Annotated in this window: 19 protein-coding genes; 13 read left to right on the top strand and 6 right to left on the bottom strand. The window is 68.3% G+C overall.

Features of this window, described 5'->3' with window-relative positions; genetic code table 11:
- The first annotated feature begins 118 nt into the window (after nucleotides 1-118).
- The 3 genes from ABFP37_RS17435 to ABFP37_RS17425 are packed head-to-tail and all read left to right on the top strand — an operon-like array spanning nucleotide 119 to nucleotide 4,241.
- Nucleotides 119-1,465: an L-fuconate dehydratase gene (locus ABFP37_RS17435; protein WP_078028664.1), complete on the top strand. Its 1,347-nt coding sequence runs from the start codon at nucleotides 119-121 to the stop codon at nucleotides 1,463-1,465.
- Nucleotides 1,462-3,033, top strand: coding sequence for an aldehyde dehydrogenase (NADP(+)) (locus tag ABFP37_RS17430; protein ID WP_347034326.1), 1,572 nt, complete (start codon nucleotides 1,462-1,464; stop codon nucleotides 3,031-3,033). Before ABFP37_RS17435 ends, ABFP37_RS17430 begins: the two co-directional genes overlap by 4 nt.
- A gap of 5 nt (nucleotides 3,034-3,038) precedes the next feature.
- Nucleotides 3,039-4,241 carry a fumarylacetoacetate hydrolase family protein gene (locus ABFP37_RS17425; RefSeq protein WP_078028693.1) on the top strand — a complete coding sequence of 401 codons (1,203 nt, stop codon included), beginning with the start codon at nucleotides 3,039-3,041 and terminating at the stop codon, nucleotides 4,239-4,241.
- 66 nt (nucleotides 4,242-4,307) lie between these two features.
- On the opposite strand, the gene ABFP37_RS17420 is transcribed toward ABFP37_RS17425, so the two are convergent.
- Nucleotides 4,308-4,775, bottom strand: coding sequence for an SRPBCC family protein (locus tag ABFP37_RS17420; RefSeq protein ID WP_078028662.1), 468 nt, complete (start codon nucleotides 4,773-4,775; stop codon nucleotides 4,308-4,310).
- A gap of 162 nt (nucleotides 4,776-4,937) precedes the next feature.
- Here ABFP37_RS17420 and ABFP37_RS17415 point away from each other — a divergent pair, with 162 nt between their 5' ends.
- Nucleotides 4,938-5,198 (top strand): hypothetical protein, encoded by a 261-nt coding sequence (locus ABFP37_RS17415; protein WP_078028661.1) that lies wholly within the window; start codon nucleotides 4,938-4,940, stop codon nucleotides 5,196-5,198.
- On the opposite strand, the gene ABFP37_RS17410 is transcribed toward ABFP37_RS17415, so the two are convergent.
- On the bottom strand, nucleotides 5,195-5,473 hold the full coding sequence (locus ABFP37_RS17410) for a hypothetical protein (RefSeq protein WP_347034325.1): 279 nt from the start codon (nucleotides 5,471-5,473) through the stop codon (nucleotides 5,195-5,197). The two genes, ABFP37_RS17415 and ABFP37_RS17410, sit on opposite strands and share 4 nt — an antisense overlap.
- 231 nt (nucleotides 5,474-5,704) lie before the next feature.
- Nucleotides 5,705-6,343 (bottom strand): hypothetical protein, encoded by a 639-nt coding sequence (locus tag ABFP37_RS17405; RefSeq protein ID WP_347034324.1) that lies wholly within the window; start codon nucleotides 6,341-6,343, stop codon nucleotides 5,705-5,707.
- Nucleotides 6,344-6,487: 144 nt separating this feature from the next.
- Here ABFP37_RS17405 and ABFP37_RS17400 point away from each other — a divergent pair, with 144 nt between their 5' ends.
- From ABFP37_RS17400 to ABFP37_RS17385, 4 genes are all read left to right on the top strand, one after another.
- The gene (locus ABFP37_RS17400; protein WP_078028658.1) at nucleotides 6,488-6,868 is read left to right on the top strand and encodes a VOC family protein; all 381 of its coding nucleotides are present in this window, start codon (nucleotides 6,488-6,490) and stop codon (nucleotides 6,866-6,868) included.
- 44 nt (nucleotides 6,869-6,912) lie between these two features.
- Complete coding sequence (locus ABFP37_RS17395; protein ID WP_347034323.1) at nucleotides 6,913-7,956, top strand: PHP domain-containing protein; 1,044 nt, start codon at nucleotides 6,913-6,915, stop codon at nucleotides 7,954-7,956.
- Nucleotides 7,957-8,101: 145 nt separating this feature from the next.
- Complete coding sequence (locus ABFP37_RS17390; RefSeq protein WP_347034322.1) at nucleotides 8,102-9,481, top strand: MFS transporter; 1,380 nt, start codon at nucleotides 8,102-8,104, stop codon at nucleotides 9,479-9,481.
- A 27-nt stretch (nucleotides 9,482-9,508) separates the two neighbouring features.
- Nucleotides 9,509-10,285, top strand: coding sequence for an SDR family NAD(P)-dependent oxidoreductase (locus ABFP37_RS17385; protein ID WP_078028655.1), 777 nt, complete (start codon nucleotides 9,509-9,511; stop codon nucleotides 10,283-10,285).
- A gap of 238 nt (nucleotides 10,286-10,523) precedes the next feature.
- Here the strand turns inward: ABFP37_RS17385 and ABFP37_RS17380 are convergent, their stop codons facing one another.
- Together ABFP37_RS17380 and ABFP37_RS17375 are read right to left on the bottom strand one after the other, a co-directional pair.
- Complete coding sequence (locus ABFP37_RS17380; protein WP_347034321.1) at nucleotides 10,524-12,812, bottom strand: fibronectin type III domain-containing protein; 2,289 nt, start codon at nucleotides 12,810-12,812, stop codon at nucleotides 10,524-10,526.
- Between the two features lie 355 nt (nucleotides 12,813-13,167).
- Complete coding sequence (locus ABFP37_RS17375) at nucleotides 13,168-13,566, bottom strand: DUF5997 family protein (protein WP_078028653.1); 399 nt, start codon at nucleotides 13,564-13,566, stop codon at nucleotides 13,168-13,170.
- Between the two features lie 102 nt (nucleotides 13,567-13,668).
- Between ABFP37_RS17375 and ABFP37_RS17370 the strand changes: the two genes are divergently transcribed.
- The 4 genes from ABFP37_RS17370 to ABFP37_RS17355 all read left to right on the top strand — a co-directional run bounded on the left by ABFP37_RS17370 (nucleotide 13,669) and on the right by ABFP37_RS17355 (nucleotide 18,871).
- Nucleotides 13,669-14,406: a LysR family substrate-binding domain-containing protein gene (locus ABFP37_RS17370; RefSeq protein WP_078028652.1), complete on the top strand. Its 738-nt coding sequence runs from the start codon at nucleotides 13,669-13,671 to the stop codon at nucleotides 14,404-14,406.
- A gap of 114 nt (nucleotides 14,407-14,520) precedes the next feature.
- Nucleotides 14,521-15,279 carry a 5-oxoprolinase subunit PxpA gene (locus ABFP37_RS17365; protein WP_078028651.1) on the top strand — a complete coding sequence of 253 codons (759 nt, stop codon included), beginning with the start codon at nucleotides 14,521-14,523 and terminating at the stop codon, nucleotides 15,277-15,279.
- Nucleotides 15,280-15,419: 140 nt separating this feature from the next.
- Nucleotides 15,420-17,090: a 5-oxoprolinase/urea amidolyase family protein gene (locus ABFP37_RS17360; RefSeq protein ID WP_347034320.1), complete on the top strand. Its 1,671-nt coding sequence runs from the start codon at nucleotides 15,420-15,422 to the stop codon at nucleotides 17,088-17,090.
- The gene (locus tag ABFP37_RS17355) at nucleotides 17,090-18,871 is read left to right on the top strand and encodes a biotin carboxylase N-terminal domain-containing protein (RefSeq protein WP_347034319.1); all 1,782 of its coding nucleotides are present in this window, start codon (nucleotides 17,090-17,092) and stop codon (nucleotides 18,869-18,871) included. The genes ABFP37_RS17360 and ABFP37_RS17355 overlap by 1 nt, the downstream gene beginning before the upstream one ends.
- A gap of 7 nt (nucleotides 18,872-18,878) precedes the next feature.
- On the opposite strand, the gene ABFP37_RS17350 is transcribed toward ABFP37_RS17355, so the two are convergent.
- Nucleotides 18,879-20,327, bottom strand: a complete 1,449-nt coding sequence (locus tag ABFP37_RS17350) for a hypothetical protein (RefSeq protein ID WP_347034318.1) — start codon at nucleotides 20,325-20,327, stop codon at nucleotides 18,879-18,881.
- 361 nt (nucleotides 20,328-20,688) lie between these two features.
- On the opposite strand from ABFP37_RS17350, the gene ABFP37_RS17345 reads away from it, so the two are divergent.
- A complete protein-coding gene (locus ABFP37_RS17345) occupies nucleotides 20,689-22,428 on the top strand; it encodes a multicopper oxidase domain-containing protein (protein ID WP_144275869.1) in 1,740 nt (579 codons plus the stop codon).
- The last annotated feature ends 1 nt before the right edge of the window (nucleotide 22,429 follow it).

Here is a 22,429-nt window from a genome sequence, read left to right as displayed (position 1 = left end):
CGGAGACGGGACGCGGGAGTCCGGGACTTGATCTGGGTCACAGTTCCTATATGATTATCGAAATTCATATAGGAAATCATGCCCATCCCCTCCAGCACTGCCACGAGAGAAGAGATCCATGCCTTCCATCACCTCCATCACCACCCAGGACGTCCGCTTCCCGACGTCCCTGGAACTCGACGGCTCCGACGCGGTCAATGTCGACCCCGACTACTCCGCCGCCTACGTCGTGATCCGCACCGACGCGGGCGACGAAGGCCACGGCTTTGTATTCAGCTGCGGCCGCGGCAACGAGATCCTGACAGCCGCCGTCGACGCCTACGCCCGCCTGCTCATGGGCCGCGACATCGACGAGCTGATCTACGACCTGGGCGGCGCGTCCAAGCGCCTCATCCACGACTCCCAGCTGCGCTGGCTCGGGCCGGAGAAGGGCGTGACGCACATGGCCTGCGGCGCCCTGATCAGCGCCCTGTGGGACATCCGCGGCCGCCGCGAGAACAAGCCCCTCTGGCTCCTACTCAGCGAAATGTCCCCCGAGGAGATCGTGGACGTGGTGGACTTCACCCACATCCGCGACGCCCTTAACCCCCAGCAGGCGCTGGACATCCTGCGCGCCGGCCAGGACGGCAAGGCGGCCCGCATCGCCGCGCTGCAGGCCGACGGCTACCCGGCCTACACCACCTCCCCGGGCTGGCTCGGATACAGCGACGAGAAGCTGGTCCGGCTGAGCAGGGAAGCCGCCGCAGACGGCTTTTCCATGATCAAGCTCAAAGTGGGTGGCGACATCAACGACGACCGCCGCCGCATGGCCCTGGCCCGCCAGGCCGTGGGCGACCTCTCGATCGCCATCGACGCCAACCAGCGCTGGGAAGTGTCCGAGGCCATCGAATGGGTCAACCAGCTGGCCGAGTTCAACCCATACTGGATCGAAGAACCCACCAGCACCGACGACATCCTGGGCCACGCCGAGATCCGGAAGGGCGTTTCGCCGGTGCGGGTGGCCACCGGTGAGGCCGTGGCCAGCCGGATCGTGTTCAAGCAGCTCCTCCAGGCCGGCGCCATCGACGTCCTCCAGCTCGACTCCACCCGCGTGGGCGGCGTCAACGAGAACATCGCCAACCTCCTGCTGGCGGCGAAGTTCGGCGTGCCGGTGTGCCCGCATGCCGGCGGCGTGGGACTGTGCGAACTGGTCCAGCACTTCTCCTTCTTCGACTACGCCGCCGTCAGCGGCAGCCAGGAAGGCCGCATGATCGAGTACGTCGACCACCTGCACGAACACTTCGCGGAGCCCGTCCGGATCGTCAACGGACGCTACGCCGCGCCGAAGCTCCCCGGCACAGGCGCCGAAATGTTCAGCGCGGCCCGCACCCGCTGGGAATTCCCTGCCGGCGCGGGATGGCAGGAAGTGGGCGGCAGGGCAGCCGTCACGGGCGCCTCGCGGGTTCCCGCGGAGGCCGGCCGATGACCGCCGCGGACACCGCGGTCCGGAACTCCGCAGCCGGGGCGGCCACCGGACCGGACCAGCTCAATGCGGCCGTCGAGGAGGCACAGGACGCCTTCGAACAGGGCCGGACGGCGGATCCCGCCACCCGGGCCGGGTGGCTTGAGGCCATCGCGGCCGGACTGGAACAGGACTCCAAGCGGCTCGTGGAGATCGCCGTCCGGGAGACGCACCTCGGCGCGCCGCGCCTGGAAGGCGAACTCAAACGCACCGTTTTCCAGCTGCGGCTCTTCGCGGCCGAAATCCTGCAGGGCGAGCACTTTGACGCCACGATCGACCACGCGGACCCCTCGTGGGGCATGGGACCGCGGCCGGACCTGCGCCGCTACAACGTTCCGCTCGGCGTGGTGGGGGTCTTCGGAGCCTCGAACTTCCCCTTCGCGTTCAGCGTGATGGGCGGCGACAGCGCCTCGGCACTCGCCGCCGGCTGCGCCGTCGTGCACAAGGCACATGACGGGCACCGCGAGCTCGCGGTCCGCACCGCCCAGACGGTGGCGGCAGCGCTCGACGCCGCCGGCGCGCCGTCGGGCCTCTTTGCCCTGGTCACCGGACGGCAGGCGGCCGAAGCACTGGTGGACCATTCGCTGGTGAAGGCCATCGGCTTCACGGGTTCGACGGCGGGCGGCCGGGCACTGCTAAACCGCGCCGCTGCGCGGCCGGAACCCATCCCCTTCTTCGGGGAACTTGGAGGCATCAACGCCGTCTTCGTCACCCGGAGCGCCTGGGCAGCACGTCGCGAGGAAATCCTCACCGGATACGCAGGATCCTTCACCCTGGGCATGGGCCAGTTCTGCACCAAGCCGGGGCTGCTGTTCGTTCCGGCTGGCACGCCGGCCGGAACGTCACAGGGTATGGCGGCGGCGGAGAACGCGGAGGTCCGCAGCATCCTGGCGGCCGCCCTCGCCGACTTCACTCCGGCACAGCTGCTCAGCGACCGCCTCCACCAGGGTTACGCGGATGCCGTCCGCCGCCTGCAGGACACCACCGGCGTGGAGCTGCTGGTCGAGGGCGACTTCGCCGCGGCGCCGGCGCCCACCGTCTTGCACACCACGGCCGACGCGGTGCGCAGGAACCCGGAAATCCTGCGGCAGGAGATGTTCGGCCCGGCCAGCCTCGTGGTCGAGTACGGGGACGAGTCCGAACTCGCCGGGCTCGCCGCACTCCTCGAGGGCCAGCTGACCACCACGCTGCAGGCCGAAGAAGACGACGACGTGGCCGAACTCGCCGCCCGCCTGACCGAGATCAGCGGCCGGGTCCTCTGGAACGGCTGGCCCACCGGCGTCACGGTCAGCTACGCCCAGCACCACGGCGGCCCCTACCCGGCCACGACGTCGGCCACCACGTCCGTGGGAACGGCCGCCATCCGCCGCTTCCTGCGCCCGGTGGCGTACCAGTCTTTCCCCGCCGCCCGCCTGCCGGAACCGCTCCGGGACGGCAATCCATGGAAGGTTCCGCAAAGGGTCGACGGCGTCTGGCACCGGCCGTCGGCGGCTCGCCAGCAGGATGCCTTCAACCGGGAGGGTGAGCTGTGAGCGGCATGACGGACCTGGCGGCGTCGGTCCTTCCGGAGGATGCGTGGCAGGCCCTGCTCGTAGGCCGGGTCTGGGACGTCGAGACCGGCGGCCCCCGGGTGGTCGCGGTCAGCGGCACGGAGGTCTTTGACCTGCACCGCGTGGCCGGCACCGTTTCGGAACTGCTCGAGCTGCCCAGCCCCGCTGCCGCAGTCCGCGCTGCGCTGCTGGACCCTGACCTGGCGGTACCGCGGTGGGCGACGGCCGACGTCGTCAGCGCCTCGCTGGCAGGCGACGCCACCCGCCCGCATCTCCTGGCGCCCGTTGACCTGCAGGTCGTCAAGGCCTGCGGCGTGACGTTCGTGGACAGCATGATCGAGCGCGTCATCGAGGAGCGTTGCGCCGGTGATGCCGGGCGGGCCGCGGAGATGCGCGAGCTGGTGGGCACGGCCCTCGGCGGAAGCATCGCCGCGGTCCGTCCGGGGTCCGCGGAGGCTGCCGAGGCCAAGCGCGTGCTGATCGCGGAGGGGCTGTGGTCGCAGTACCTGGAGGTGGGCATCGGGCCGGACCCCGAGGTGTTCACCAAAGCTCCGGTGCTGTCCTCCGTTGGCCTCGGCGCGGGCATCGGCATCCCGGCCTTCTCCTCCTGGAACAATCCGGAACCGGAGCTCGTGCTGATCGTCACGTCCCGGGGCGAGGTGGTGGGCGCGACGCTCGGCAACGACGTCAACCTGCGGGATGTGGAAGGACGCAGTGCCCTGCTGCTGGGCAAGGCGAAGGACAACAACGCGTCCAGCGCCCTGGGTCCCCTCATCCGGCTGTTCGACGGCGCGTTCACCCTGGACACCCTGCGCGAGGAGGAGATCCTGCTGGGCGTCGAAGGTGCGGACGGCTACCGGCTCGAGGGCCGCAACACCGTGGCCCGGATCAGCCGGCCGTTCGAGGAACTGGTGGCGGCCACCCACGGCAGGCACCACCAGTATCCGGACGGCTTCGCACTGTTCACCGGGACGCTGTTCGCGCCGACGCAGGACCGGGACGAACCGGGGCAGGGCTTCACGCACAAGCACGGCGACGTGGTCACCATCCGCAGCCGCCACCTCGGTGCCCTGGTCAACACGGTCGGCGCTTCAGAGGAACTGCCCGAGTGGACCTTCGGCCTGCGGCAGCTGTTCGGCTATTTGGAGGCCCAGCGGCTCCAGCCGGCGGGAAGCGCCGGGCAGGGCTAGCGTTTGCGCCGATACCGGTGATCCGGCACGCCCGTTGGGGGGCGTGCCGGACCACCCCATGCGTTCCTAGGCCGTGCGCGAAGCCGCAGCGGCACCCAGGGAGGCCAGGCCCTTTTCGAAGTCCCCGCCCACCATCTTGTCCATGTTCATGAACAGGCCGAACACCTTGCCGATGCCCTTGTGCTCGCCGGTCATGGTCCAGGTGACGCGCGTGCCGGTGCCCTCGGGAACGAGCGTGAAGGTGGTGGGGTTGACGCCCGGGAACGGCTTGGTGAATTCCAGCCGGATGTTGACGTTGTCCGGTTCCTGCGAGCCGACGATCTCCATGTTGCCTGCGCCGGCCTTGCGGTTGCCGCTCCAGGCGTACTTCGCGCCCACGCCTGACTCCGGGCCCGAGTAGGTGCGGTTCAGCGCGGGGTCCACGGCTTCCCACGGCGACCATTTGGTCCATTCATGGAAGTTGTTGACCAGCGGGAACACGTCCTTGGCGGGGGCGGGGATGAGGGCACTGCGAGTGACCGAATAGGTTGACATGGGCCCATCCTACGGCCGGATCCGGGCCGCCGGGAGGAGGTCTGGCCGCGCCGTTGCCGGGCACTTACAATCGGGGTGGATGAACCGGGAAATAGTCACCCGGTTCCGCCCGACGGGGGGACGTCACCACAGCGGAGCGTTGCCGAGACAAAGGATGCGGACATGCCGGATATCCACGGAATGATCAGTTCACTGCTGCCGGAGGACCTTGCCTTGCTGCAGGACCGCGGGCCTGATTCCCCGCTGGACCAGGGCCTGATCGATGCGATCGACCGCGCCGCGGGCGGGCCCGGCGAAGGCAGGGGCTATTACGTCGTGCGCGGCAGCCTGCAACCGCTGGAACACCGGAGTTACTTCCTTCGGGAGGACGTGGCCGCCGCCTTGTTCGCTCCCTCAACCCTCGAGGACGCGGCCGGCGCCTAGCCCGGCCGGCGCCTAGCCCGGCCGGCGCATAGACCGCCCCACAACGCGGGGTCACATGCCGCCCAATGGACGGCCCGGATGGGGCCGGGAATGACCCCGCGTTGCTTGGAACTTAGCTGCTGGCAGCGTCGTCGAAGCCCTGCTGCCCCGGCGCCGCCGCGACCTTCCTCCGTGCCCGTCACCTTGAAGTTGGCGTCCAGCAGGACTGTGGCCCGGGTGCCGTCCGCCTTGGTGATGTGGGCTTCGTAGGTGGCGCCGTCGGCGTCGGTCTCCATCCGTTCGATGGTGGTGCCGGGCTGGGCCGCCTTGACGGCGGCTTCGACCTTGGTGGCGGTGTCGCCCGTCAGGATCTCCTCCGTCTTGCGCCGATGGCACCGCCTCCCACCGCCGCGGCAAGGATGATGCCTGCCGTCATCTTGTTGATCCTGGACATGTGAATCTCCTATTCTCCGGACCCGGCGGATGGCCGGGCCGGCCGCTCCTGCGGCCTAGGAAAATGATCCGATTCACGCTTGTGGTGCGGCTTCGGCGCTGCTGTGCCGTACCTGTGAAAGCCCTCCGCCGCAGCCCGGGACGCCTGCCGCGTTCTCGGCACGGCCCAGGGCGAGCTCGAGCCGGGCAACGGCCGGCGCGTATCCGGGATCTGACGACGCCCTCAGGAGCTCCGCCTCCCGCATCGCCTTCACGAACGCGGAGGTTTCCGGACGGGCAACGTCCGCCATGTCCGGGTAGCCGATGGCCAGCGCCGGATCCAGCTCGTAGCGCCGCCAGCGGCTCAGGACGGCGTTGTGGACCTCGGCGGCGGACTCCAGCCGGGGAGCGTCCAGGCGCCGCCGGCGCCTGGAGTCGTGCCAGGCCAGGATCCGCGGGCTGCTGCGGTAAGCGGCGACGCCGCTCGCTACGGCGACCGCCGTCAGGGCCAGTCCGGCCAACGGGGACGCCACCGCGGGAATGAGGAGCGCCGGGACGATCACTGCCGCGCCTCCGAAGAGGTCCCAGAACAGCGGGTCTGAACCATCGGCGTCGGGCTTGCCGGCATGATGCCGGACGGCGACCACCATGCAGGCAACGGCGGCCATCAACACTGCGCCCCAGATGACAAGCTGCAGCGGCCCCAGCGGGACCGCTTCGGATACGGCGGGCACCACAGCACCTCCAAGCGACGGGCCCTGCCCGGTAATTCGGGCTGTTCTTAATTGCAGCCCCTGCGGCCGCGCAGGTCAATGGGTGCGGGACGCCGCCGGTGTGGGCAGTTTGCAGCCGGCGCCGCGCGGCGTAGCGTAGGCCGCATGCGACTCAAGATGTGCAGCATCCACGTCCAGGACCCGGCCGCGGCCCACTCCTTCTATACGGAGACTCTCGGCTTCGAAACGCTCATGGCCATGCCGGAGCACAACCTGTTCATCGTCAAGGATCCCGGTTCCGACGCCGGAAGCGTGGGGCTCCTTCTGGAGCCGAGTGACAACCCGATCGCGGCGGCATACATGAAAGGACTGCACGACGCCGGCCTCCCGGCCATCGTTTTCGGTGTTCCTGACGTGCGGGCCGAGCACCAGCGGCTCACTGCGGCCGGCGTCCGGTTCCAGGGCGATCCGTCCGAGAATCCGTACGGGATCTCGGCCGTGTTCGACGACGGCTGCGGCAACTTCGTCCAGCTGCACCAGGACTGACGCCCGCTGTATTTTGACGCCGGAGCGGCAGGGAAGGGGAATGAATGGATGCCGTTGATGCCCTGAATGAGATCGCATTCTGGCTGGAGCGCGGAGCCGCGCCAACCTTCAAGGTCCAGGCCTTCCGCAAAGCGGCCGGCATCATCGGCGGCCTCGACCCGGACGAAGTTGCCGAACGGGCCCGGGACGGCCGGCTGAAGCGGACAAAGGGTATCGGGGACACCACGTTCCAGGTCATCCGGCAGGCGGTGGACGGCGCCGTGCCCGACTATCTGGAGAAGCTCAGGCAGAGCGGCGCGGAACCCCTGGCCGCTGGCGGAAACGGGCTGCGCCCGCTGCTCCGGGGCGATCTGCACAGCCACAGCGACTGGTCCGACGGCGGGTCGCCGATTGAACTCATGGCTGACGCCGCCCGGCTTCTGGGCCGCGATTACCTTGCCCTGACGGACCATTCCCCGAACCTCAAGATTGCGAACGGGCTGAGCGCGGAGCGCCTCAGCGAGCAGCTCGACGTCGTGGCCAGGGTCAACGAGGCGCAGGCTCACGCGACTGAGGACGGCGCCGGAGGCTTCACGCTGCTGAGCGGCATCGAGGTGGACATCCTGGAAAGCGGCGAGCTGGACCAGGCCCCCGAGATGCTCGACAGGCTGGATGTGGTGGTGGCCAGCGTACACTCCAAACTCCGCTCCGACCGCCGCACCATGACGGACAGGATGCTCGCCGGCATCAGCGACCCGCACACCAATGTGCTGGGCCACTGCACGGGCCGCCTGCTGCAGGGGTCGCGCGGAACCCGCCCGGAGTCAGAATTCGACGCCGAGCGGGTGTTCGCGGCGTGCGCGGACGCCGGGGTCGCCGTCGAGATCAATTCCCGGCCCGAGCGGCAGGATCCACCGGACAACCTCATGCAGCTGGCGCTCGACGCCGGCTGCCTCTTCAGCGTGGACAGTGACGCGCACGCCCCCGGCCAGCTCGACTTCCTGCAATACGGAGCGGAGCGCGCAGAACTGAACGGCGTGCCGGCGGAACGGATCATCACCACCTGGCCGCTGGAACGGTTGCTCGACTGGCTGAAATCCGGACGCTGAAACGGCTTAACCGCGCCGGAATTCCGCCAAAATCCTGCCGAAACGGCAGTTGATAAGCATGGTGACTATTAGGTTGCAGAGTGGTAAACATTAACTGTTCCGCTGAGGAACCCCGGCGGGCCCGTTTCTTAAAGCGAGGTGCACCATGACTTCCATCAATCCTGCGAACCAGCTGGACGAGCTGGGTCAAAGAACCCTGCGGAAAGTGCGCGGACGCCTCATGCCGCTCATCGTCCTGCTCTACTTCGTTGCCTACCTGGACCGGAACAACGTCGGTTTCGCGAAGCTGACCATGAGTGCGGACATCGGGCTCAGCGCCTCGGCGTACGGACTCGGGGCCGGCATCTTCTTCCTGGGCTACGCGCTGCTGGAAATTCCGAGCAACGGCGGCATGTACAAGTTCGGTGCTCGGAAATGGATCGCGCGCATCCTCATCTCCTGGGGCATCTTCGCCACGGCCATGGCCCTCGTTAACGGTGAGACAACCTTCTACATCGTCCGGTTTTTGCTGGGTGCTGCCGAGGCAGGGTTCTTCCCGGCCATCCTGTTCTTCCTGACCCTGTGGTTCCCCGCGGCGCAGCGTGTCACCGTGCTGGGCATCTTCATCCTGGCTCAGCCGGTTTCCAACGCCCTGGGCGCTCCGGTGTCCGGCTTGCTCCTCCAGATGGACGGGATCATGGGCCTGCAGGGCTGGCAGTGGCTGTACATCGTTGAGGGCATCCCGGCCATTCTCCTCGGCCTGCTTACCCCGATCCTGATGACCGACCGCCCAAGCCACGCGCACTGGCTGGCCGACGACGAGCGCGAATGGCTGACCAAGACCATGGACGAGGAACTTGCCCACAAACAGAAGGGCCAGCCGCACCACTTCCTGGCCGGGCTCAAGGATCCGCGCACCATCGCGTACTCCGCGCTGTACTTCGGACTGGTCTGCGGCATCTACGGCCTGGGCCTGTGGATGCCGACCATCGTTGCCGCTCTGGGCAAGTTCAGCACCACGGAGGTGGGCTTCATCGTGGCCATTCCGTACACCATCGCGGCCGTCTTCGTGTACTTCTGGGGCCGCCGCTCCGACCGCACCGGCAACCGGGTCATGCACGCCAGCATCAGCATGGTGATGGCGGCCGTTGGCCTCCTGGCCGCCGGCTTCCTCGTGCAGGTCAACGCGATCCTGGCCATGACCGCCCTGACGCTGGCCGCCATGGGCATCTACTCGGCCATTGCGCCGTTCCTGGCGATGCCCTCGACGGCCCTGGTGGGCGCGGCTGCCGCCGCCGGCCTGGCCATGGTGAACTCGCTGGGCAACCTGGGCGGCTTCGTGGCTCCGTACGCCGTGGGGCTGTTCAACGACGCCACCGGCGACAACCGGTCAGGCCTGGTGTTCCTCGCGGCCTGCCTCGGCATCACGGCCGTGGCCACCTTCCTCTACGCACGCAAACGCCCCGAGGGCCACGTGAAGCCGGGCACGCCGTCCACGGTCGGTGAAGAAGCAGTCGCCGCCGACGAGTTCGACATCAAGAACTGACCTCCAGGCGACGAAGGGCTGAGGAACATGTCTCATCACGAAACGTTCCCGGCCGAGCGGACCGCGGTGCTGACCGGCGCCGCGTCTCCGCGAGGCATTGGCCGCGCGACGGCGGAAATGCTGGCCAGCGAGGGCTGGTCGGTGGGCATCCTGGACATCGACGGCGACGCGGCGCAGCGGGCGGCGGAGGACATCACCTCCGTCTACGGCGTCCGGGCCCTCGGCGTGGGCGCTGACGTCTCGGACCAGGCAACCGTGAACGCGGCCATCGACCAGGTCGAGTCGACCCTGCCTCCGATTGTGGCCCTGGCCAACTTGGCCGGCATCAGTTCGCCCACGGAGTTCATGGACGAGACGCTCGAAGCATGGGAGCGGGTGTTCAAAATCAACATGACGGGCACGTTCCTGGTCACCCAGCGTGTGCTCAGGGGGATGATCGAACGCAAGCTCGGCAGGATCGTCAGCGTCTCCTCGATTTCGGCGCAGCGCGGCGGCGGCACGTACTCCAAGGTGGCCTACAGCGCCTCGAAGGCCGCCATCATCGGGTTCACCCGCGCCCTGGCCCGGGAAATGGGCCAGTACGGCATCACCGTCAACTGCATCGCCCCCGGCCCGGTGGACACGGACATCATGGGCGGCACGCTGACCGAGGAACGCAAGGCCGCGATGTCGGCTGACATCCTGGTGGGCAGGGTCGGCTCGGTCCGCGACATCGCCGCGCTGATGGTGTTCCTGATGGGCGAGGACGCCGGCTTCATCACGGCCGCGACGTACGACATCAACGGCGGCCTGCAGATCTCCTGAGAGAGCCGGCCCTGAACGGCTAGCCGCGCGCTGGCTGCCCATTCTCATGACGGACGCCAGCTGATGGCGAATCGACTGTGCCGTCAGTCGGCGGGATGCTGCAGTGCCAGGTACGGACTGTGCCCGGGCCCAACGCAGTCCGGCGGCTGCCTGCTTGGTGCCTGCAGCCACCGGACTGGTGGCGGAACTTCGTGGAATTATCCAGGGTCACCCGCGATCGTTGAGGCGGCCGGAGCTCCTATTTGTTCACCACGGTGGCGGGTCCCGCGGTGCCGCCAACGCTGGACTCAATCCAGACGGTACCGGGGTTGGTCGCGCCGGCGGCGGCGTTGCGCAGCCGGAGGGTGTAGTCGCCGCCGGTTGCCGGCGCCACGGCTGCGGTGACGGTAACACGTCCCAGGACGGGGCCGGTCAGGCTGCCTGAGTGGACGGTGATGACGCCGCCAACCACGCTGCTGGTGCCGATGATCCGGAGATCGCCGGTCTTCCACTGCGCCGAGCTGATGGTCACACGGTCCGGCACTGGCGTCACCTTGACCTCGTCGGTCCGGACGTCGGTGCCTGCGGTGACCGTCAGCCTGAAGGTGAGCGGGCTGTTGGTCATCGGGTACTGGAAGACCGGAAGGCTGAACGTGGGCTTCAGTGTGGTGGTGCCGGTCAGCGTGACCTTGTTGGGATCGGTGGGCGAGGCCAGGACCTGCTCCCACTGGTAGGTGGCGCCGGTTGTTGTGGAACCGGTGCCGTCCAAGGTGACCGGAGTGGCGGTGGTGCGCCGGACTACTGTCTGATCCGGACCGGCTACCGCTACCAATGCACCCTGGACTGTCACGGAAGCCGTCTTGGCCGATTCGGGCCCGGTGCCGTTGATGTTGCTGGCCCTGACCGTGAACGTGTAGGCGGTGTCACCACTGAGGCCGTCATAGACCAGGGTGGTGACGTCGCCGGCCACCGTCTTCGGTGCGCCGAACGCGGCGCCGTCAGCGGTGTAGGCCTGGATCGTGTAGCCGGTGATGGTCAGTCCGGCCGCGCCCGGATCCGGTGCGGTCCAGGTCAGGGTTGCCGTGCCCTGGCCCGCAACGGGTGCCCCAGCGAAGGCTGGAACCGAAGGAACCGGATCGTTGGTGACCTTGAAAACGGCCTCGCTGATGGTGGAGACGTTCCCGGACGGGTCGAACGCCGCAAACCTCAGCGTGGTGTTGGTTGCGATGTCCATCGGGCCGGTGTAGCGGATGGCGCTGGCTCCGAGGACGCCGCCCGAGAGAACGGGGTCAGAACCATCGGTGGTGTAGTAGATGTCGCTGCCCGTCTCGTTGGCGGCCAACGCTACCCGCTGCGCGACGGGGGAAGTGCCGCCGTTGGGCGTAGCACTCACTGTTGGCGGAGTGCTGTCAGTCACCGGAACCGCGTGGGCGGCGGGGTAGGTCTCGCCGACGCTGCTCACACCCACGACGTATACGTCGTAGTCATCCGTGGCAGACAGGCCGGTGATGGTGGTGCCGGTGGCGGCCTGGCCGGAAATCCGCTTGCCGATCTCCACCTGCTCGCCGTTGGTCACAGTCTTGTTGACTGCGACGGCCCGGTATCCGGTGATCGCGGGTGTTCCGGGGATGGCTTCGGCCGGGGTCCAGTTCAGCTTGAGCCCTCCGGAGACCTTGGCGGCCGTGATGCCGGAAGGTGCGGGAGGACCGGACTGCAGGGGGCCGTTGGGGCAGCCGCCCATGCCGGGGCCGCCCGGTTCACCGTATTCGGCGATGGTCAGGCCCTGGCGGTTGGCGTCAGCATCCTCAAATTCCCACGACATGGCACGCTCGCCGAGGCCCGCGTTGGCAGCAATTTGAGCGGTGACGGCATCGTCGAAGGTGTAGGTGGCCGTGAAGGTATCGCCCGTGACGACCAGGCCTGAGGAGTAACCACCCTTGGGGGCAGGAGTCGAAGGACCGGGGATTGCCCGGATGTCGCGGCGGGCGACTGTGGTGTCCCGCAGCGCCGGTTCAATGATGCGCTGTTCCAGCTGCGCGGGGTTGACTCCGGCCCCGATGTGGCCGTTTACCGTGAGGGTGGTGCCGCTGAGGGTGGAGTCACCAGTCACGTAGGCGTCCTGGACGGTGGTTTCGCCGCCTGCTGTGGCGCCGAACCTAACTGAGACGACGTCACCGGGAAGAATGTCCGGCGTGATGTTCAGGCCGGTTCCTGCGCCCCAGCAGTAGCCGCCGGGATGGTTGATTTCGAAGGCGACATCGCCGGCCGCCACCACGCCCTGGGCTGAGCCGACCACCTTGCCGGCGCGGCGCACCTCCACGGTGCCGGTCTCGCCAATGTGGTCCTGGTAGCCCTCGATCGTCACAAAGTCCCGGTCGGGAAAGACCACGATGTTGTCCGGGAAGGTGGGGACGGCCGCATCGGCGGCTGGAATGGCGAACATGGACGTTGAGCAGATGACGGCCGAAACGGTGGCAATGATTCCGGCCCTGCGGGCACCAGGAGGGCGAGAAGTGTGCGCTCCCGGCTCGTACTGTGCTGATTTCATGATGACCTCATCGATCCGAGGTGCGCGATACCTTCACGCACAATCACAGAATCAAGAGGCCCCCTTGGGGAAACGCTGTACGTCCTGGAGAGTCCAAGCGCCTCCGGCCGCCATTTTGGCGGCACCCCTGGTCCCCCCACATAGAGGGTGGGTCGGCGGCCCGGCGTGGCCGCCTGTTCGCCGCAATGGCGGGGATGGGAGGCCGTCGTCGTACTCTCCAAGAAAGCAACCCCGTGCGGGGGCTGAACCCCCTTGGGGGATGACCGTCCCCTCAGGCTGGGGGATCAGGAATCCGGGTTTCTCCAAGGGCAGGAAACGTTTTGCGCCGCGCTTTGGCCGGCTTGGCCGAACAAACCTAGGCCTGGCGGGCTTTCTTGGCGTCCTTCTTGGCAGCCTCGTCCTTGACGCGCTGCGCCTCGGCGCGCACGGCTGCATGCGTGGAGCGCTCGGCGACAAGCCAGGCGGGGGGAGCCTGCAGCAGGGCGGTGATTTCCGCCGTCGTCAGTGCCTCTTCGACGCCGCCGCGGGCCAGGCCGCTGATGGAGACGTTAAGCTTCTGCGCCACCACGGGGCGGGGATGCGGGCCGTTGCGGCGCAGTTCGGCCAGCCACTCCGGCGGGTTGGCCTGGAGCTCGGCGAAGTCGGCGCGGGTGATGGTTGATTCCTGGAACTCCCGGGGTGTTGCGGGCAGGTAGATGCCAAGCTTCTTGGCAACGGTGGCCGGCTTCATGGACTGGGAGTTAGCAGAGGTCATGCTTCAAGGGTATCTGGCCAGCCGCGTACGGCGCACCAACACCGGCCGTTCGGGCAGCAGGCAGCAGGGAGCAGCGGGCGGTGCTGGCGGTACTGTGAAGGTGTGCCCGCTGAAGATGAACCCACGCTTGCCCCTGCCCCTCCGGAACCCCAGCCGCGGGAGCTCCGCTTTGCGTACGTAGCCGGGGTGACCCCGGGCAAGTGGATCAGGCGCTGGGAAGAGCGGATGCCGCATGTCCCGTTGCGCTCGTTCATGTCCGACGGCGGCGCGCAGCTTTCCGTGCTGCGCGACGGTTTGGCGGATCTCAGTTTCGTCCGGCTGCCCGTGGACCGCGAGGGCCTGAACGTCATTCCCCTATATGAGGAACAGCCTGTGGTGGTGGCGCCCAAGGGGCACGAGATCTCCGTGTTCGAGGACGTGGCGCTTGAGGACCTGTCGGCAGAGACCTTCCTCGACGCCGGCGAGCTCGGCGGCCCCGAAGCCGCGCTGCAGGTGGTGGCGTCCGGGGCGGGGCTGCTGATCCTGCCCATGTCCGTGGCCCGGCATTTCAACGTCAAGGACACCGTGGCGCGGCGCCTCACCGGAGCGCCCGGCACGGAGATCGCCCTGGCGTGGCCCAGCGATGCCACGGACGAAGTGATCGAGGAGTTCATCGGCATTGTCCGCGGCAGGACCGCGCAGAGTTCGCGGCAGCCCTCGGCCCAGCAGGAGAAGCCGAAGAAAGAGCCCAAGCCGGACCGCCGCGGCACCGGGGCCAAGAAGCCCAAAGTGGCCCAGCGCTATGCGCCCAACCCGGACAAGGGCCGCGGCAAGGGGTCCCGGAAAAAGGGCAAGCGCTAGGTACGCCGGGGCTGGTTGGGCCCCGCACACGGATCGTTGAATTGCTGGATTGTTGAACAATTCGGAAAAGTGTTGCATCCTTGAAGCAGGCACATCAATGAGACAGGGGTCACAATGCCAACCATGGACCTGAACAGTGACGTCGGGGAATCCTTCGGGCGATGGACCCTGGGCGATGACCAGGCAATGTTCCGCTCGGTCACCAGCGCCAACGTCGCGTGCGGCTTCCACGCAGGTGACCCCAGCGTCATCCGCAGCACCTGCCGGAAAGCCGCGGCGGCCGGCGTCGTCATCGGAGCGCACGTGGGCTACCGCGATCTCGCGGGCTTTGGCCGCCGCTTCCTGGACATCGACCCCAACGAGCTGGCGGATGACGTGGTCTACCAGATCGGCGCGCTGCAGGCACTTGCCGCAGCGGAGGGCGCGCGCGTCAAATACGTCAAGCCGCACGGCGGCCTCTACAACGCCATCGTCCACCACACTGCGCAGGCACGGGCCGTCGTCGACGCCGTCAAGTCCGTGGATCCCGGACTGCCCATCATGGGCCTCCCGGGCTCCGAAGTGCTGCGCCTGGCCGAGGCCGCCGGCCTGCGGGCCGTACCGGAGGCCTTCGCGGACCGGGCCTACACCCCGGAGGGCACGCTCGTCTCCCGCTCACTGCCGGGGTCCGTCCTGGAGGATCCGGCACAGGTTGCCGAGCATGTCCTCCGGATGGCCACCGAATCTGCCGTCCGTGCCGTGGACGGCTCCATCCTCAAAATCCGGGCCGAGAGCATCTGTGTCCATGGGGATTCTCCCGGGGCCGTTGCCATGGCTACCGCGGTGAAGTCGGCCCTCAGCGGGGCCGGCGTCACCCTTGCCGCGTTTGCCTGAACGTCCCAGCCCGGGTCCCGCGCCCGCAGCCGCCCGCAGCTGCCGGCCGCAGCCGGCCTGCCGCAGTCACGCCGCCCGAGTCCGTCCCCGCAGGACACCGCAACCCCTCCACCACTCCAACCCCCAATCCGGAGTATCAAATGACCGTAACAAGTGAGACCGCGCATCGGGTGAAAACCGTGCGGCCCGTGGGCACTCGTGCCGTGCTCGCCGAGCTGGACGGGCTGCAGGACGTGCTCGCGCTGCAGGCCCTTCTGCTGGAGTCCCCGCTGCCCGGGCAGCTCGACGTCCTGGCGGCGGCGGAAACCGTGATGATCAAGGCGGAGTCGCCGTCGGCCGCGCGCCGCATGGCGGCCCTCCTGCTGGACATGGACCTCACGGCGCCGGCGCATTCGAACGGCAGCCTAGTGGTCATTGACACCGTTTACGACGGCGACGACCTCGCCGAAGTGGCGGCGCTGACCGGCCTGGGCACGGACGGCGTGATCGCGGCCCACTCCGGTCAGGTCTGGACCGTGGCCTTCGCCGGGTTCGCCCCCGGGTTCGGCTACATGGTGGGCGAAAACCAGGTTCTGGAAGTCCCCCGCAGGAACTCCCCGCGCACCGCCGTTCCCGCCGGTTCGGTGGCTCTCGCCGGCAACTACTCGGCCGTGTATCCGCGCAGTTCGCCCGGCGGCTGGCAGCTGATCGGCCGCACCGGCGCGAGCATGTGGGACCTCAGCCGCCCCCAGCCAGCGCTGGCCAGGCCCGGCGACCGCGTGCAGTTCCGCCCGGTCCGTGAGGTGGTCGCCGTAACGCCGCCCGCGTTGCCGGAAGCAGCGCCGGAAACCGTATCCGAAGGAACAGAACAGGAAGCAGCACAGCAGGCGGTGCCGCTCGTGGCCGGTCTCCGCATCCTCTCCCCGGGGCTCCAGAGCCTCATCCAGGACCTGGGCCGGAACGGTCACGCCGCCCTGGGCGTCTCCGCCGCCGGCGCACTCGACCGTGCCTCCCTGCGCCGCGCCAACCGCCTTGTGGGCAACGGGTCTTCCGCGGCCGCCGTCGAAACTGTCGCCGGCGGGCTCCGCGTCGAAGCCGTGGGGGACCAGGTCCTCGCCGTCACCGGCGCGCCCGCCCCGCTGACCATTGACTCGCCGTCGGACGCCGGAGAACCCGGCCGGCAGCGTACGGTGCCCGCCGCCACGGCGTTTGCCCTGCTCGACGGCGAAGTCCTGAGCCTGGGTGCGGCGGAGGGCGGATTCCGCAGCTACCTGGCCATCCGCGGCGGGGCCGACGTTGCCCCGGTGCTCGGCAGCAGGTCCACCGACACTATGTCCGGCATCGGCCCCGCGCCGCTGGCCGCCGGCCAGCTGCTCCCGGCCGGCCACGTCACCGATTCCGGAGTGGTGGGAAGCCCCGAGCTCCAGCCGGAGTTTCCGGGGGCGGGCGTCACCGAACTGGATATTGTCCCCGGCCCGCGGGATGACTGGTTCGACGATGCGGCCCTTGCCTCGCTCTGCAGCCAGTCCTGGCAGGTCACCCCGCAGTCCAACCGCGTGGGCATGCGCCTGAACGGCGAGCCCCTGCGGCGCAGCCGGGACGGCGAGCTTCCCAGCGAAGGGACGGTGGCCGGCGCCATCCAGATTCCACCGGAGGGGCTTCCCGTCCTGTTCCTGGCCGACCACCCCATCACCGGCGGCTACCCGGTGATCGGCGTCGTGACCGACGAGCACCTGGACCGGGCAGCCCAGGTGCCGGTCGGCGGAAGCATCCGCTTCCGGATCGCCCCGCATGCCCCAACGCAAACCACAACACAAGAAGTGAGTAACTGATGCGCAAGGTCCTGATCGCCAACCGCGGTGAAATCGCCGTCCGCATTGCCCGTGCCTGTGATGACGCGGGACTCGGCTCGGTAGCCGTGTACGCCGACGTCGACGCCGACGCACTGCACGTTTCTGCCGCAGACGAGGCGTACAGCCTCGCCGGCAACGCTCCGTCGGAAACCTATCTGGACATCGCGAAGCTGCTCCGCGTCGCGGCCGATTCCGGCGCGGACGCGGTCCACCCCGGGTACGGCTTCCTGTCCGAGAACGCGGACTTCGCGCAGGCCGTCCTGGACGCCGGACTGATATGGATCGGCCCGACGCCCGAGGCGATCCGGATGCTGGGCAACAAGATCACCGCACGGGAGATCGCCGTGCGCGCCGGTGCCCCGCTCGTGGCCGGCAGCGACGGCCCCGTGGCCACGGCCGCTGAGGCCCGGGCCTTCGCCGAAGAGCACGGCCTGCCCATCGCCATCAAGGCGGCCTTCGGCGGAGGCGGGCGCGGGCTGAAGGTGGTCCGCGAGATGGACCAGATCGAGGAGTCGTTCGATTCGGCCGTCCGGGAAGCCGTGGCCGCGTTCGGCCGGGGCGAATGCTTCGTGGAGCGCTACCTTGACCGGCCCCGGCACGTCGAGGCCCAGGTCCTGGCGGATGTGCACGGCAACGTAGTAGTGGTAGGAACGCGCGACTGCTCCCTTCAGCGCCGCCACCAGAAGCTCGTGGAGGAGGCCCCGGCGCCGTTCCTGAGCGAACAGCAGACCCGGGAAATCTACGACGCCGCCAAGGCGGTGTGCCGCGAGGCCGGCTATTCCGGTGCCGGAACGGTCGAATTCCTCGTGGCGGCGGACGGCACCGTGGCGTTCCTGGAGGTGAACACGCGCCTGCAGGTGGAGCACCCCGTCACGGAGGAGACGACCGGAATCGACCTGGTGCAGGAGCAGTTCCGGATCGCCGCGGGGGAGCAGCTGCGGTTCACCGAGGACCCGGCCCCGCGGGGCCACTCCTTCGAGTTCCGGATCAACGCCGAGGACGTGGGGCGCGGCTTCCTGCCGTCCCCCGGCACGGTGGCCGAGTTCACCGGTCCCACGGGCCCCGGCGTCCGGCTCGACGCGGGATTCGGCTCCGGCTCGCTGGTACCGCCGCAGTTCGACTCCCTGCTCGCCAAGCTGATCGTTACCGGCGCGGACCGCCAGCAGGCCCTGCGCCGGTCCCGCCGTGCGCTAGCCGAGATGCGTATCACCGGCGTTCCCACCGTCCTGCCGTTCCACCGCGCCGTCGTCCAGGCCCCGGACTTCACGGCCGCGGACCGCCTCGGCGTCCACACCCGGTGGATCGAGACGGACTTCGCAGGACAGATTCCGGCCGATGATCAGTTCAGCACGGCTGCCCCCGGCGGCGAACGCCGCACCATCACGGTCGACGTGGACGGCAAGCGGCTGGCCGTCGGGCTGCCGGCCGCGTTGCTGGACGGCTGGGCCCGCTCCGGTCAGGGACTCCCGGACGGGTACGACGGCGGAGCTTCCGCCGCCGGCGGCACCACCGGCAGCGGCGCCGGGATGGACGGCAGCGGCGTGCACCCGGCGGAGCTGCGTTCGCAGATGGCCGGCACCGTGGTGAAATGGCTCGTCGAAGAGGGCGCACAAGTGACTGCCGGGGATCCGCTGCTGGTGCTGGAGGCCATGAAGATGGAAACGCAGGTGGCAGCGCACCGCTCGGGAACGCTCTCGGAACTCGTGACCGCGCCGGGCGGAGTGGTCAGCGCCGGCTCCGTAGTGGGGCGGATCGAGTAGCTCCCCGTCAGCGGGCGAACGTGCGGAATCCGCCCCAGCCCTTGCCGATGGTGGAGGGGGTGCCCCACCCGCCCTGGCCCAGCGGGTAGTATCGCACGGCGCCGTCATGGAACAGGACAGTCAGCCCCCGGGTGCCTGCCCCCTGGAAGCTCGAGCTTGCCGAGATGGTGCGGGCACTCCAGCCGGTGCCGATCTGCGGGCGGGCTTCGCTGCGGAAGTTGCCCCTGCCGTCCTGGCGGTACAGGCGAAGGACTCCGTCCCGGCCCGGTGCCAGCAGGTCCGGAATGCCGTTGTTGTCCCAGTCCGCGATGGTGAAGTTTGCCTGGGTGCCCCACCCGCTGCCCACGAGCCGGCGGCCCGCCAGCCCCCGGCCGGCAGGGTTGTCGTAGAGCCAGAGCTTCCCCGCGGCGTCGCGGGCCAGGACGCCCGGGTACCGCCGCGAGGTGTCCCACGTGCCGGCCGTGATGGCCATCTGCTGCCAGCCGCCGGTTCCGGCGGTGAAGGCGGCACCGAATCCTCCTGTGGACCGGCCGGGGTAGACGGTCAGCGTGCCGTTGGGCCATTGAGCGAGCAGGTCCAGCGTGCCGTCGCGGTTCCAGTCCACTTTGGACACCGAGCTGGCGGTTCCCCATCCGTTGCCGATCGCGGCGCGCTGGCCAAGCCCGCCGTTGCCGAGGGCCGGGTAGTTCCACAGGGTGCCGTCTGTGGCCACGCCCAGGGCATCAGAACTGCTGTGGATCGCGGCAAGGGATTTTCCTGCGGTGTCCGCGGGGCCCGTCCGTGAAGCTGATCGGAACACGTCGCCCACGGCGCCCATCACGATGCGGTCCCCCGGCCTGCCGGTGCGCAGGAACCTGGTCACGGTGGTGAGCGTGGTAGAGATGCACCCTGCCGACGGGACGTTTCCGGCGTGGAGGAAGATGGCGTACGAGGCGCCCTGGACCGTGGAGGCATCCGGAAGGCGGTTGTAATTAATGACGGCGGCCTGCTCGTAGTAGCCCTGGTTCATGTACGTCCAGAGGTTCTCGTCCGCAGGACCGCCGCGGCCCTCAAAGTACTGGTTGTAGGTGGCTCCTCGCTCGCCTCCCCACCGGGAGGACGCGTTGATGGCGCGGTACCTGAGCGCCGTGCCGGGATTCCGCCGGCCCAGGGCCTCGGTGACGGTGAACGATCCGGTAGGGGAGCGGTAGGTGTCCTCCCAGGCTTGTCCCGGTGCCGAGAACCCCCGGCTACCCGCGAATCCGGTGGTCTGCCATTCGGTACTGTAGCCGGCCCCTGATTTCACGCAGCCCGTGATGACCACCCGCGTCTGGTTCCGGTCCGTGGCCGTGGCGAAGGTGACCCGCGTGGCTCCGTAGGTGTTGAACTGCACTTGCCCTGCGGAGAGCCGCGCGCAGGCGTTGTAGACCTGGGCGGCGGCGCCGACCGGAGGAACAGTCCCCAGGGTCAAAAGCATGACCAGGGCTGAAACCACCAGGGGCCGCAATCCGGACGGACGGTGCCACGAAAAAAGCCTCAATTTATCCCCCAAATAAATCGCGCCGCAGTGCCGCGCAGTCTGGCCAGCGGTAACGGATACCCCCTGTAGTAAACCACCCATTCAGGTGGGTGCCCCCGTGGATCGGCCTGTTCCCCAAGGTTTTCAGAAGTCGATCGGCGCACGATGGCCTTGTTCCACTCCCGGATCGGTAGTTGTGCATCAATTTCGTAGTCAGTCTTCTCCGCGGCAGAGCAAGGCTGGCGATAGCCACGGCCACCACATTGAAGCAAACGTGCCCGCAGCCCATACGAACTACCAGGAACTTGGAGGAGAAGTCATGGCAACACGAAGGGACATGCTGAAGCTGAGCATGCTGGGCGGCGCGGTAGCCCTTACCGGGATGAAGGAGGGCCCGGTCCTTGACGGTGTGGCAGCGAGGCGCGGTGCCGATGACAATGAAGCCACCACATCCACGCCGGTCACCACTCCGAGCAAGCTGGCCGCGAAGAACACTCCGGTCCCGTATACCGCCGCCTTCCGCCGTCCGCCGGAACTTGTCCCGTTCTCGACAGGTCGCGACCCTGACGGCCAGCGATTCGCGAAGTATTCGCTGACCCAGAAGCTGGGGCAGGCCCAGATCGCGCCCGGGCTGTCCACCACCTTGGCCGGCTACAACGGGATCTTCCCCGGCCCCACCATCCGCGTTCCGCAAGGCACACGCACGGAGGTCCGGATCAGCAATGCCCTTCCGGGGAGAGGACTGCTCTACACGGAGCCGTCCAACACGGTCACCCACCTTCACGGCTCGGCGTCGCTGCCGCAGTACGACGGCTACGCGAACGACCGCACCGCCCCGGGCAAGGTGAAGAACTACCACTACCCCAACTGGCAGGCGGCCCGGACGCTCTGGTACCACGACCACAACCACATGCTCACCGCGCAGGGCGTCTACTCTGGACTCGCCGCTATCTACACGTTGTCCGATGCGCACGAGCAGGCGCAGCTGCCTCAAGGCGAGTTCGACGTGCCGATCCTGGTCACCGACGTGATGCTGAACGCGGACGGCTCGCTCGGCTACAACGACAACGGGCACTCCGGCCTGTGGGGCGACATCGTGATGGTCAACGGCGTGCCCTGGCCCACCATGAAGGTCAAGCCCCGGATCTACCGGTTCCGGTTCCTGGTCGGCTCCATCACCCGCTCCTACCGGTTCGCGCTGTCCAACGGGGACCCCTTCTACGTGGTGGGCACCGACGCCGGCATGACCCCGAAGGTCCAGGCTGTTTCGTCCTGGCGGCAGGGCACCGCGGAGCGGTACGAGGTTTTGATCGATTTCCGGAAGTACCGGCCGGGCCAGTCAGTGGAGCTGCGGAACCTGAGCAACAAGAACAACGTGAACTACGCCAACACCGGCAAGGTCATGAAGTTCCAGGTCGTGGCGGATTCCCCGTCCCCGGCAGGGTCGAACTCCCGCTCGATCAGTTCCATCCCGTCCACCCTCGACATCGGACCGCACCCGAGCCGGGCCACCGGAGGCCTCGAGACCATGTCGCTGACCCCGGACATGGCCGTGGCCAAGAGGATCCTGCGGGTCCAACGCAAGGGCGGGGAATGGACCATCAACGGCGAAACCTGGGACACGGTGGAAAAGTCCAACTTCACCCGGTGTTTCGCGAACCCGCAGAAGAATCAGGTGGAACAGTGGACCATCGTGAACGAGTCCGGCGGCTGGTTCCACCCGGTGCACATCCACCTGATCGACGGCAAGATCATCGGCCGGAACACCAACGGCGGCAAGCCCTACGCCTGGGAGGGCGGCCCGAAGGACGTCTTCTACGCCGGGGAGAACGAGTCCGTCACTGTCCTCATGCAGTTCGATACCGGCAAGCACGAGGGCGGCCGCTACATGGTCCACTGCCACAACCTGGTGCACGAGGACCACGACATGATGGTCCAGTTCGCCGTGGGGGACCTGAGGAACAACGACCCCATCTACGCCGACCAGCCGGTGACGGAAACGATGCCGCCCGGACGTTTCGCGTCCACGTACAGGGCCGCCTACCCGGCAGGAACCTGAG

The organism is Burkholderia sp. RS01 (assembly GCF_039748055.1).
Classification (GTDB): Bacteria; Actinomycetota; Actinomycetes; order Actinomycetales; family Micrococcaceae; genus Arthrobacter.
The sequence above is the reverse complement of the archived record's forward strand: the minus strand, read 5'-3'. Positions and strand labels throughout refer to the sequence as shown.